Below are 13,320 nucleotides of genomic sequence, written 5' to 3' on the forward strand. Positions count from 1 at the left end.
AAAACGGAGGAAATTATGGCAAAAGATAAACTTTTATTGATTGATGGAAATAGTATTGCTTTTCGGTCTTTTTTTGCGTTACATAATTCTTTAAGTAAATTTGTAAATAAAAATGGATTACATACTAATGCAATCTTTGGTTTCAACAAAATGTTAGATAGTATTTTAGAACAATACCAGCCGACAGCGGCCTTGGTGGCCTTCGATGCTGGTAAAACCACTTTTAGAAATGGAAAATTTGATAATTATAAAGGTGGTCGGTCTAAAACACCACCTGAACTATCAGAGCAAATGCCTTATTTACGTGAATTACTTACAGGATATGGAATAAAATCTTACGAGCTTCCTAATTATGAAGCTGATGACATTATTGGAACACTTGCTAAAGAAGCTGAAGCCCAAGATTATGCGGTAGTTGTGGTTACGGGAGATCGTGACTTAACCCAATTGAGTAGCGAAAAAACAATCGTCGCCGTTACGAAAAAAGGGGTAAGCGAAGTAGAAGAGTACACACCAGCGTATGTCGAAGAAAAATTAGGCGTAACACCTAAACAAATTATTGACATTAAAGGCTTAGCTGGAGACACATCGGATAATTATCCTGGAGTAACTAAAGTTGGTGAAAAGACGGCCATTAAGTTGTTAAAACAATTTGATTCATTGGAGAATTTGTATGAGCATCTTGATGAATTAAAACCTAGCAAGATGAAGGAGCATTTGATTGAAGATCGAGACAATGCTTTCATATCAAAAGATCTAGCAACTATTAGACGGGATGCACCGATAGAAATTAGTCTCGATGATGTGCAGTATGCCGGTATTAACGAAGAATATTTGAGAGAATTTTACCACCAAATGAACTTTAAGTCCTTTTTAAGTAAATTAGATCAAACGGCAACTCAAGATGGAGTTGAGGCCGTGAAAAAAGAGGTTGTTTTTAACGTTTTAAATAAGGACAACGTGGAACAACTCCAATCATTAAAAGGTGAAATTGATTTTTATTTGGAAATGTTGGACAAAAACTATCATTTGTCTGATTTTACGGGATTTGTGATCGGAAATGCCGATAACATTTGGGTTAGTGATGATGTAGAACTGTTGAACAATTCAAAAATCAAAGCTATTTTGGAAGATCCCAAAATTAAGATAAATGTATTTGATAGTAAGCGGACGTATGTTGGCTTACATCGACTAGGGATTAAGCTAACGGCGGTTAACTTTGATATATTGCTTCAATCGTATTTGTTAGATACTAATGATAATTCTAATGACCTAGGTCAACTTGCTCATGAGCATGATTACGATGCGATTGATACAGACGATGATGTTTATGGCAAAGGCGCTAAGCGTGCGGTTCCAGAGCAAACAGAATTGTTTAACCACCTTGCACGTAAATTAGCAGCTATTAACTTTTTAGGTAAACAATTGGACCAAGAATTAGTAAAAAATGAACAAAATAATTTATATTGGGATATTGAATTACCACTCGCAATTGTATTAGCCAAGATGGAAATTAGCGGTATTAAAGTTGACCGCAACCGCTTAAATCAAATGCAAAGCGAGTTTACTGAACGCTTAAGTGAAATTGAAACCAATATCTACAACGAAGCGGGAGAGGAATTTAATCTTAATTCGCCCAAGCAACTCGGAGTAGTGCTGTTTGAAAAGTTAAAATTACCAATCATTAAGAAAACTAAAACAGGGTATTCAACTGCGGTAGACGTCTTAGAGAAATTACAAGGCGAGTCACCAATTATTGATAATATTTTGAACTACCGTACGCTTTCAAAAATTAAATCAACTTATGTTGATGGGCTTTTAAAAGTAATTCATACGACTGATGAAAAAGTGCATACAACCTATGTACAAACTTTGACCCAAACGGGCCGACTATCTTCCATTGACCCTAATTTACAAAATATTCCGGTGCGCATTGAAGAGGGTAGGAAGATTCGCCAAGCCTTTGTTCCAGCTCGTGAAGGGTGGCATATTTTATCATCGGATTACTCACAAATTGAATTACGCGTATTAGCACATATTACAGGTGATCAGAATTTACAGGAAGCATTTAAAAATGGCGAAGATATTCATGCTACAACTGCAGTTAAAATATTTGGATTAAAGGATGCTAGCGAGGTAACTCCTAATATCCGACGTCAAGCTAAAGCAGTTAATTTTGGAATTGTGTATGGTATCAGTGACTATGGTTTGTCCCAAAACATTGGAATTTCTAGGAAAGATGCCAAGAAATTTATCGAAACATACTTTAAGGAATTTCCTGGTGTAAAAAAATATATTGATGAATCAGTTCAGTTAGCTAAAGAACAAGGCTACGTAGAAACAATTGCGCACCGTCGACGTTACTTACCAGACATTAATTCGTCTAGCTTTAATTTACGTTCATTTGCGGAAAGAACCGCTATGAATACGCCTATTCAAGGTAGTGCTGCTGATATTATTAAGATTGCGATGATCGATATGGAAAATGAATTAGAAAAGCGTAACTTGAAGAGTAGAATGTTACTCCAAGTGCACGATGAATTGATTTTTGAAGTTCCGGATGAAGAAATGACGTTAATGAAAGAATTAGTACCGAAGGTTATGGACTCAGCAGTTAAATTGGATGTTCCACTTAAAGTTGGAGCAGCTTGGGGAAATACGTGGTACGACGCTAAATAACGGGGGAGAAGTATGCCTGAATTACCAGAAGTTGAAACAGTTCGTAGAGGCCTAGCAGCCTTAGTTGAAGGAAAAATAGTTACTAATGTTGTAGTACGTTATTCAAAAATGGTCTCACCAAAAGCGGAAATTTTTGCAGAAGAACTAGAGGGTAAAAAAATTCTTAATGTTCGACGACGCGGTAAATATCTATTAATTGATTTTAGTGGAGATTACACGATGGTTTCTCATCTTCGCATGGAGGGTAAATACTCTGTAGTTGATCGTCGTGAAGAGTATGGCAAGCATGATCACGTTATTTTCGAGCTTGATGATGGAAAAGATCTTCGGTACAACGACACTAGAAAATTCGGTAGGATGAATTTGGTACCCACGGGTGAGGAATTACAAGTGGGCGGTTTAAAAACGATTGGACCAGAACCAACGCCTGAGACCCTTACCTTAGAATATTTAACCCATCAGCTACGGAATCGAAAACGTGGAATGAAAAGTTTTCTATTGGATCAGTCCATGATTGCTGGTTTAGGCAATATCTACGCTGATGAAGTATTGTGGCTAAGCAAAATTCATCCTCAGCAGATTTCTAATACTTTAACTGATGAAGAAATTGCAATTTTGCGTGAATCAATTTTTGAAGAGTTGCAATTGGCGATTGAAGCTAAAGGAACGACGGTTTTTTCTTATTTGAATGCGGATGGTCATGCGGGAAGTTTTCAAAACCAGTTGCATGTATACCATCGCCAAGGTTTGCCGTGTCAGCGATGCGGGACACCCATTGAACGGATTAAAGTGGCACAACGTGGGACCCATTTTTGCCCCCATTGCCAAGTTTTGAGGTAGTGATATGACAGTGATAGTTGGTCTAACTGGCGGGATTGCAATGGGTAAAACGACGATTAGCCAATTTTTGAAATCTAAAGCAATTCCGGTAGTTGATGCTGATCAAATTGCACACGAAATCTTAACAGTTGATGAAGTTAAAGTGAAATTGATGGATACTTTTGGTGAAAGTATTCTAGATAAAAATCAAAATATTGATCGTCGAAAACTAGGACCAATTGTATTCAATGATCAAAGACAATTGGAAAAGCTAAATATAATTGTGCAACCTTATATTCGAACCGAAATAGTAAGACAATTGGACACTTTTAGCGCAAGTAAGGTAGTAGTTTTAGATGCTCCGGTGCTCTTTGAGCAAGGATATGAAAAAATGGTTGATTATTTAATGGTCATTAAAACTAGTGCTCAAATTCAAGTAGAACGTTTAATGCAACGTGATAGTTTAAATGAAATTGACGCTCAAAAAAGAATTCAAGCTCAGATGCCTATCGAAGAAAAGGTAAAAAAAGCTGATATTGTGATTGATACCAGTGGAACAATTGAAGAGACACGAAGTCAAGTGGTAAAATGGCTTGTTGACAAGAATTTATTCTAAGCTTCCGAAGCATTCGGCGAGGTGAAACGAAATGAAATGTCCACACTGTGGAAATAATGGATCAAGAGTTGTTGATAGTCGACCAACCGATGAAGGTCGGGTTATTCGACGAAGAAGAGAATGTGAAAAATGTGGCTTTAGATTTACCACGTTTGAACGTGTTGAAGCAACACCATTACTAGTTATTAAGAAAAATGGATCAAGAGAAGAGTTTGATCGAGATAAAATTTTAAAAGGGATTGTACGAGCAGCTGAAAAACGGCCCTTAAACATGGAACAGATGACGGATATGGTCGATAAGGTTGAAAATAAGGTTCGTTCTTTAGGTGAGAGCGAAATTTCAAGTCAAATTATTGGCGAATATGTGATGAATATTTTAGTAGATTTAGATGAGATTGCTTATATTCGTTTTGCTAGTGTTTACCGTCAATTTAAAGATATGCATGTCTTTTTAGATGAGCTGCAAGATATGATGAAAAAAGACGAAGAAAAGGAAAAAGAGTAGATGGCAACTGAGATGAGTGAATTAGCACCCCATGATTCATTTATAATTGATAGCCAACGTCAAATTACTGATTTTGAGCAACGTTCATTGACGACACTATATCGTCCATTGTTGACCTCAGATGCATATAGTTTGATGATGGTTTTGTGGGAAATGAGTCAGGAAACCAAATCGATCTCAGAACAGTACACACATACAATCCTTTTAAACTGGCTTGGAATCGATCTACCAGCGATAGTTGAGGCACGAGGACGTTTAGAAGCACTAGGTCTACTAAAAACGTATCAGAGAAAAATTGATCGTCGAAGTTTATTTTTGTATGCACTCCAAGCTCCAGCCGATCCCGTTAAATTCTTTAAAGATGACACTTTGAGTGCTTTATTGCTGGGCGTGATTGGCGAAAGTGAATTCGATCGGCTGAGTCATCGACTGATTAAGCAGCACGTGCGTCAGGACGAATTTTATGATGTTTCCAAAAAGCTGGGCGACTATTTTCAATTGGGAAGTAGCGTAATAAATAAACCAGATGCAATTAATCAGGTTCAGAAAAGTTTATCGGAAACCGAGCATGAAGTTGATACAGAAGTTATTAACCAAGATTTTGATTTTAAATTACTTGCGCAAATGCTAAGTTCTAGTTTTGTAGATCATCAGAGCTTGCTAGAAAATGAACATTTAATTATGGTTGAACAGACTATTTATGGGATTAATGAAAGCGAAATGGCTCAGTTAATCAAAGCCTCTACGAGTTATGAAGATAACAAAATTGATCCTAAAGAATTAAAGTCACGAGTTTTGAACGCTTATAATGGGCAGACGCCGGTTAAAGATGATGGGAATTCTCAGCCTAAAAACGAGTCAATTCCGAATAATGCGCTAGCTAAACTTACTACAGAAGAACGCGCCATTATTAGTGCAACCTATGCTATGTCACCCAACGCATTTATTGAAAGTTTGAAAGCACAAGCAGGGGGCTTTACAACTGCTGCAGAAAAAAGAATTATCACAGATTTAGTTGGTAAAGGGTTAATGCCAATTAGTGTGATAAACTTTTTAGTTTACTATTTTATTGTTGATCAGGGTCGACCTACGTTAAATAAAAATTTAGTGGAAGCAATTGCCAATGACTGGATTAAAAATAAAATTAAAACTCCAGTGGAAGCTTTAGAATTTATTCGTAAACGCCAAGAACAAAAGAAAAATACGAACAATAATTATTCGAAAAATCGGCGTACGATTCAAAGAGAAACCTTACCTGAATGGGCTACGGAGACCGCTAAGACTAAAGAACCCAAGCAAGTTAATCCAGAAACAACTAAAAAAATTAATGAACAACTTAAAAAACTTCGTTCTAGAGGCAAGGAGGGATAGTCATGGAAAATGTCCGAGAAATTTTGCAAGAATTAATGAGCAAAAGAAAGCTCGACCAGCGTTTTAATAACGTGATGAAATCAGTGTATTCTGATCCAGAAGTGATTAGTTTTTGCGAGGAGCATCAAGACGAACTATCCAAGGAAGCTATCGAACGTGGAGCGGCTAAGCTGTATGAATTTGTTTCAGAACGAAATAAGATTAAAAATAACCAAGCAACCTTTTTACCGGGATATCAGCCAGAATTAGTCTTAAGCAATCATTTGATTGATATTGAGTATGTGCCCACGAAACAGACTCATTTATTAGAACAAGAACGTCATCGAAAAGCGTTAGTTAAATCGATTAGTATGCCTAAATTAATCCGTCATGCTTCATTGGAGGGATACTATCAGGAACCAGAACGAACAGACGCTTTGGCTAAAACTTTAGCGTTTGTAAACGAATATTTAGAACGCCCTCAAGATTGGCATAAGGGTTTGTATTTGACGGGAAGTTTTGGTGTGGGAAAAACGTATCTAATGGGCGCAATGGGGAACGCTTTGGCTGATGAAGGATATTCGACAACTATTGTTCATTTTCCTAGTTTAGCTGTTGAATTAAAAAATGCGATTGGAAGTTCTAATACGATTCAAACTAAAATCGATGCGATTAAAAAAGCTCCGATTTTGGTAATTGACGATATTGGAGCGGATAGTATTTCTTCTTGGATTAGGGATGACGTATTGGGAGTAATTCTTGAATACCGAATGCAAGAAGAATTACCAACATTTTTTACATCTAATTTTTCAATGGACCAATTAGAGCGAGAACATCTAACAGTCAATCAGAGAGGCGAAGCAGAACCTTTAAAAGCGAAAAGATTGATGGAACGAATTAAATTTTTGAGTGAGGAAGTCTCGATGACGGGAAAAAATCATCGACAGGATTGACAAACAATCAAAAATAGGTAGAATAAATGTATAAATCACAGTCAAACATGTAGTTTTTAATTCAGGGAGCGGAGCCGCGACTGCAAGCGATGCACTTAAAACTTCCCACTTGACTAGAGGCTGGGCGCAATCCCAGTTCGGTTGCCACCGTTATGGCTTTTAATCGAGTGGTAGATAGTTTTTTAACTGTCTACAATTAGGGTGGAACCGCGTGAATAATAAATGACAATCACGTCCCTGGTATTTTTATACCAGGGACTTTTTTTGTACATAAATTTAAGGAGAGAGTGTTATGACAGAAATTAATATTGAATTTCCAGATGGCAGTGTAAAACCTTTTGAACAAGGCGTTTCAATTTTAGATATTGCTAAGTCAATCAGTACTAGCCTTGCTAAAAAAGCTGTTGCTGGGAAAATTAACGGTGCCTTGGTTCGTTTGGACCAAGCTATTAACGAAAACGTAAAAATCGAAATTGTCACAAAAGATTCAGAAGATGGTAACATCGTTAACTGGAATTCGGCAGCCTTAGTTTTGACTAGTGCTATCGAAAGCATCTATCCTGGAGTTCATTTTGGTGAGATTGGCAACGGAGAACATGGTTTTTACGTTGATACAGATAAGGTTGATCAACAAATTTCAGTTGACCAATTACCAGCAATCGAAGATAAGATGAAGGACATTATTAAATCTAAGATTAGCTTAAAGCATAGTGAAATTAGTGTAGAAGAAGCCCTAGCAAGCGTTGATGGTGACCCATACCAAGCTAAAATCGTTAAGCGTAACGAAAAAAATGGCAAAGTTAGTGTTTATGACGTTGATGGAAAAATAATTGTTAGTGATAACGTTGCTTTACTTAGCACTTCAGATATGAAAGCCGTTAAGTTGTTGTCAGTTGCAGGTGCTTATTGGGAAGGTAAGTCAAGTAATCCGATGCTCCAACGGATTTACGGAACATCTTTCTACAAACAAAAAGATCTTGAAGCAGAACTTGAACGCCAAAAGGAAGCTCACGAACGTGACCACCGTGTCATTGGAAACAATTTAGACTTGTTCTTCGTTGACCCTAAGGTTGGTGCAGGACTTCCTTACTGGATGCCAAATGGTGCTACAATTCGTCGTTCCATTGAACGTTACATTATTGATAAGGAAGTTAAGCATGGTTACCAACATGTTTACACTCCAGTATTGATGAACCTTGATGCATATAAGACTTCTGGTCACTGGCAACACTATCGTGAAGACATGTTCCCACCAATGGACATGGGTGATGGCGAAATGCTTGAACTCCGTCCAATGAACTGTCCTTCACATATCCAAGTTTATAAGCACCATATTCGTTCATATCGTGAATTACCAATCCGGATTGCTGAATTAGGGATGATGCATCGTTACGAAAAATCCGGTGCTCTTTCTGGATTACAGCGAGTTCGTGAAATGACGTTGAATGATGGTCATACATTTGTGGCTCCAGACCAAATTCAAGCTGAATTTAAAAAAGTTCTTCAATTAATGGTTGAAGTTTATCGTGATTTCAATATCACTGACTACACATTCCGCCTAAGTTATCGTGATCCTGCTAATACTGAAAAGTATTTTGACGATGATGAAATGTGGAACAAGTCACAATCTATGTTGAAAGCTGCTATGGATGATCTTGGCTTAGATTATGTTGAAGCTGAAGGCGAAGCCGCATTCTACGGTCCAAAGCTTGACGTTCAAACTAAGACAGCCCTTGGAAATGAAGAAACACTTTCAACAATTCAATTAGACTTTATGCTTCCAAAGCAATTTGACCTACATTATGTTGGGGCTGACGGGGAAGAACATCGTCCAGTAATGATTCACCGTGGATTAGTTTCAACTATGGAACGTTTCACGGCTTACTTGATTGAAATGTATAAGGGTGCTTTCCCAACTTGGTTAGCTCCTAAGCAAGTTACAATCATTCCTGTTAAAGATGATTTACATGGTGCTTATGCCGATAAACTTCGTGAAGAAATGGTCGATAAAGACATTCGAGTTGAAGTTGACCACCGTAATGAAAAGATGGGTTATAAGATTCGTGAAGCTCAAACTCAAAAGATTCCATATATCTTAGTTGTTGGTGATAATGAATTAGAAAATAACTCCGTTAGTGTACGTCACTACGGTGAAGATGATTCTAAGAATGAAGCTAGTGCTGACTTTATCAACAATATCGTTCGTGAAATTGAAAGTTACAGTCGCGAAAATGACTAAAATAGTTTAATTAAAATAGGATTTTTAATGGTGTGAATATCATTAAAATCCTATTTTTTTGTAGGCTTTAATAAGGGATGACCGTTGAAAGGCTTATAATTATATTGTGATTAAGAATGGTAGTTTTAGAATGATTAATGTAAGGAGTAGGCATGTTAAATTTAACCGTACTTTTGTTTGAAAGAGCTGGATTAATTATTATTTTGGCTTTTTTTCTAGTAAATATTCCTCAATTTAGGAAATTACTTTTTCGAAAAGATTGGTCAACAACTTTCCAATTATTTGCGATTTTTTCTATTTTTACGATTGTAGCAAATTTAATTGGTGTTGAACTTCGACCTGATAATAGCATTCAATTCAAATCCCTTCTGCAGAATGTTACCCCTGGAGATTCTGTAGCTAATATTCGAATTTTAACGGTTACAGTTTCAGGAATTATTGGCGGGCCGCTGGTTGGGGGTGGAGTAGGCTTAGTCGCTGGACTTCACCGAATGTTGCAAGAGTCGCTAACAACCGACGCCCTTTTTTATATTCCCAGTTCGATGATAATTGGAATTTTAGCCGGTTTTTTTGCTAAGAAAAAACAACATCGCTTTGCAACAATGAAAGTGTTTGATGGTTTTTTAGTAGGACTTTTAATGGAAGCAATCCAAATGCTGTTTATTTTACTATTTAGTCCGACAGGTTGGACTTTGGTAAAATATATTGCAATACCAATGATGCTAGTAGGTGCTTTAGGGACTTCGGTTTTCTTATCAATTATCACGCTTTACTTTCGGCAGGAAGTTGATACTCAAGCTACCCAAACTAAATCAATTTTTCAGTTAGCTTTAAAAACTTTGCCAGTTTTTCGTCAAGGGTTAAATCAAGAAGCCGCTAAAAAGGCTGCTAGTTTAATATTGGAATATACAAATTTTGATGCGGTTGGTATTACAGATGAATCTAAGATTCTGGCTTTTGCGGGGATGGGAAGTGATCACCATATCACAGGTGCTTCTATCTTGACGGAATTATCTGAAGAGGCGGTTAAATTGGGTGAAGTTCAAATTGGAAATAATGCTCATGAGATTAATTGCCCTGTAAAAAGTTGTCCATTACACTCGGCCGTCGTAGTACCTTTAATCATTAAAGGTAAAGCAGTAGGTAGTTTGAAACTCTACTATGTAGAAGAATGGCGATTAAGTCCAGTGGAAATTCAATTAGGAACAGGGCTGGGAGAAATATTAGCAATGCAGATAATGTTAGGAGAAATCGAGCATCAATCAGAATTAGTGCGGGATGCCGAAATAAAATCTCTCCAATCGCAAGTCAATCCGCACTTTTTCTTTAATGCGATAAATACAATTGTGGCAGTTATGCGGTACGACAGTGACCAAGCACGTGAATTACTGATCCAACTCAGTACTTATTTTAGGGCAAATTTAACGGGGATTAGAGAAACAACCATTCCGTTGTATCAAGAATTCAAACATGTTAAAGCCTATTTAATGCTTGAACAAACACGTTTTCCAAATCGATTTGAAATTTTGTTTCACCAGAAGGTTTCGGAAAATGTAATGATACCTCCATTTAGCATCCAAATTATTGTTGAAAATGCCCTTAAGCATGCCTTTAATAGTCGAAAAAAGGGCAATATAGTTTCAATTAATGTTGAACAGATTAAACAAAGACTTAAAATTGAAATTACTGACAATGGGCAAGGGATTGATAAAAGTATTATTGATAAATTAGGAAAACAGACGGTAAGTTCTGTAAGTGGGAGTGGAACGGCATTACAAAATCTTAATGTGCGCTTGATGGGTCTTTATGGTAAAGATGCCGAACTAAAAATAAGCAGTGATCAAAATGGAACCCAGGTGGTAATCCAAATTCCATATAAGGAACAGGTGTAAAGATAGTGAAGATATTAATTGTTGATGATGAGCCCCTAGCTCGAAGTGAACTTGATTTTTTATTGAGGAATAATCCGTTAGTAGATAGCGTTAGTGAAGCAGAAGGAGTCACTGAAGCTAAACAAAAATTAATGACGGATCAACCGGATCTAATGTTTTTAGATATTAGACTTGATGATGGAAATGGGATGTCATTTGCAAAATTCTTGAAAAAGGAAGAAAAACTACGTCCATATATTGTTTTTGCCACGGCTTACGATCAATATGCTTTAGATGCATTTGACGTTAATGCTACAGATTACATATTAAAACCCTTTGAAAAAGATCGTATTGATGAAACGCTTAAACGAGTTGATAGAATTTTAAAAAAGCCAGAGGCATTAGTTAATAGTGACATGTGTAAAAATCCGCGACTTTCAGTTACAGTTGATGAAAGAACGATAATTATTAAAAAGAGCGATATTCTTTATTTAGAAGCCCAAAATGGGAATGTATTAATTTATACTAAAAATTTACCATTAATCTCAAGCAAACAAACGTTGATTAACCTTGAAAAGCAGTTAGATCCAGAACAATTTCTACGAGTACATAGAAGTTTTCTAGTAAATTTAGATATGATTTTGGAGTTTCAACCCAGCTTTAATCATACTTATGAATTAACATTAATAAATGGAACCAAGATTACGGTTAGTAGATCATATGTTGCTAAAACTAAAAAAGTGTTAGGAATTGGATGATCTAATATTTATAAATTGTAGAATAAGTTCATACCTATTCTTAGAAATTCTCAACTCAATCGTTGAGGATTTTTTAATTAAAAACCAAGGTAACTAACACGAACTGTATGGCATTTTGAAGCAAAAAATGGTCACTTTATGTGAAAGCGCTAACATAAATGAGCTAATAGCTTAAAATAAGGTTGTGATAAACAGTATTAGATCCATAAAGGTAGGGAGGAAGCTAAAATGAAAAAAGATGGGAAGAAAGAAACACCAATCCTTATTCAAATGGGAATATTTATGGCAATTTTATTTGTAGCACAATTACTATCGCAGTTATTTCCGCCTAGTTTTGCAGTTCCGACACCCTTAATTGGAATGATTATTTTATATATACTATTAGCGACGCACATTATTAAGCTTGAACAGGTAGAAAAACTGGGGGATTCATTGATTGGTTTGATTGCTTTTTTGTTCGTACCATCTGGAATTCAGTTAGCAGGAAGCTTAGATTTAATTAAGCGTGAAGGCTTACAGGATGTCATTGTGACAATCATTTCAACCATTATTTTATTAGTTGTAATCACGTATGTAGGATCGTTTTTCATAAAATTACATCAAAAAATAAATAATAGAAAAGGGGATGATTAATATGACAGCAGCCTTGGCAACACCTTTTACAGGTATCTTCATATCGCTTTTGGTATATTTACTGGGGATGTGGCTTTTTAAGATTAGTAAAGGCTTTTTCCTATTTACACCGTTACTGGTGGGAGTTGTTTTAGGAATCTTTATTTTGGCATTATGGGCGAAAGGGATTGGCTCTACAACTGTGGAAGTCTATAAAAAATTCTTTTTACCGGGTGGTAATATAGTATTTTGGTTTTTAAATCCAGCGACCATTGCTTTTGCTATTCCACTTTATCGTCGAAATGATATATTTAAAAAATATTGGATAGATGTAGTATTAACTTTATTTGTGGGTGGATTTATTTCACTTTTCGGTATTCATATGGTTTCAAAACTATTTGGACTATCAAAAGTCTCCATTGCAGCAATGTTACCTCAAGCCGCTACAACGGCGGTGGCAATGCCAATAGCTAAGAGCATTGGAGGTGACCCTGCCGTAACAGCCATGGTTTGTATCATAAATGCTGTGATTATTTACGCTCTTGCAGAATTTCTTATTAAATTTTTCAAGCTTAAAGAAATTTCAAAAGTGGGGTTAGGTTTAGGTTTAGGTACATCTGGGCATACAGTTGGTTCTGCTAAGGCAGTGCAGTTGGGTTCAATTCAAGGAGCCATGGCATCTGTTTCAGTAGTAATCGTTGCATTAGCGATGGATATTTTAGTACCGATTTACGCTCGTTTATTCCTTTGAAATAAAAGATAAAACAAATAGTTTCTTTAGTTGACATGAGACATAGAATTTGGTATTCTAATAAACGTTGAGAAAAAGCAGAAGCCACCGCTTCTCGCCTTGTAACTTAAGTTGCTGGGCTAAAGAACGTTGAATGGATACTAATTAATTATCCAAACAAAGCGGGT

General features: G+C 36.4%; 11 protein-coding genes and 1 other annotated feature (1 of these 12 cut by a window edge). All 11 genes read left to right on the plus strand.

Annotated elements, in window-relative coordinates; all coding sequences use genetic code 11:
* Nucleotides 1–15 precede the first annotated feature (15 nt).
* The 11 genes from polA (at nucleotide 16) to PEPE_RS03420 (ending at nucleotide 13,153) form a co-directional block, all read left to right on the plus strand.
* Entirely contained in the window at nucleotides 16–2,679 is a 2,664-nt protein-coding gene (gene polA, locus PEPE_RS03370) for a DNA polymerase I (RefSeq protein WP_011673205.1), read from the plus strand.
* 12 nt (nucleotides 2,680–2,691) lie between these two features.
* Entirely contained in the window at nucleotides 2,692–3,519 is an 828-nt protein-coding gene (gene mutM, locus PEPE_RS03375; protein ID WP_002833789.1) for a bifunctional DNA-formamidopyrimidine glycosylase/DNA-(apurinic or apyrimidinic site) lyase, read from the plus strand.
* 4 nt (nucleotides 3,520–3,523) lie between these two features.
* The gene (coaE, locus tag PEPE_RS03380) at nucleotides 3,524–4,114 is read left to right on the plus strand and encodes a dephospho-CoA kinase (protein WP_002833790.1); all 591 of its coding nucleotides are present in this window, start codon (nucleotides 3,524–3,526) and stop codon (nucleotides 4,112–4,114) included.
* Nucleotides 4,115–4,145: 31 nt separating this feature from the next.
* Complete coding sequence (gene nrdR / locus PEPE_RS03385) at nucleotides 4,146–4,619, plus strand: transcriptional regulator NrdR (protein ID WP_002833791.1); 474 nt, start codon at nucleotides 4,146–4,148, stop codon at nucleotides 4,617–4,619.
* On the plus strand, nucleotides 4,620–5,990 hold the full coding sequence (locus PEPE_RS03390; protein WP_002833792.1) for a replication initiation and membrane attachment family protein: 1,371 nt from the start codon (nucleotides 4,620–4,622) through the stop codon (nucleotides 5,988–5,990).
* A 2-nt stretch (nucleotides 5,991–5,992) separates the two neighbouring features.
* Nucleotides 5,993–6,922, plus strand: a complete 930-nt coding sequence (gene dnaI / locus PEPE_RS03395; RefSeq protein ID WP_002833793.1) for a primosomal protein DnaI — start codon at nucleotides 5,993–5,995, stop codon at nucleotides 6,920–6,922.
* A 292-nt stretch (nucleotides 6,923–7,214) separates the two neighbouring features.
* Nucleotides 7,215–9,161 (plus strand): threonine--tRNA ligase, encoded by a 1,947-nt coding sequence (gene thrS, locus PEPE_RS03400; protein ID WP_002833794.1) that lies wholly within the window; start codon nucleotides 7,215–7,217, stop codon nucleotides 9,159–9,161.
* A 152-nt stretch (nucleotides 9,162–9,313) separates the two neighbouring features.
* The gene (locus PEPE_RS03405) at nucleotides 9,314–11,053 is read left to right on the plus strand and encodes a LytS/YhcK type 5TM receptor domain-containing protein (RefSeq protein ID WP_011673206.1); all 1,740 of its coding nucleotides are present in this window, start codon (nucleotides 9,314–9,316) and stop codon (nucleotides 11,051–11,053) included.
* Nucleotides 11,054–11,058: 5 nt separating this feature from the next.
* Entirely contained in the window at nucleotides 11,059–11,790 is a 732-nt protein-coding gene (locus PEPE_RS03410; protein WP_011673207.1) for a LytR/AlgR family response regulator transcription factor, read from the plus strand.
* Between the two features lie 228 nt (nucleotides 11,791–12,018).
* Nucleotides 12,019–12,423: a CidA/LrgA family protein gene (locus PEPE_RS03415; RefSeq protein WP_002833797.1), complete on the plus strand. Its 405-nt coding sequence runs from the start codon at nucleotides 12,019–12,021 to the stop codon at nucleotides 12,421–12,423.
* 1 nt (nucleotide 12,424) lies between these two features.
* Nucleotides 12,425–13,153, plus strand: a complete 729-nt coding sequence (locus PEPE_RS03420; protein WP_002833798.1) for an LrgB family protein — start codon at nucleotides 12,425–12,427, stop codon at nucleotides 13,151–13,153.
* Between the two features lie 69 nt (nucleotides 13,154–13,222).
* Nucleotides 13,223–13,320, plus strand: a sequence feature (ribosomal protein L20 leader region) (it continues 30 nt past the right edge of the window).

Source organism: Pediococcus pentosaceus ATCC 25745, from assembly GCF_000014505.1.
In the GTDB taxonomy this organism is placed as follows: Bacteria; Bacillota; Bacilli; order Lactobacillales; family Lactobacillaceae; genus Pediococcus; species Pediococcus pentosaceus.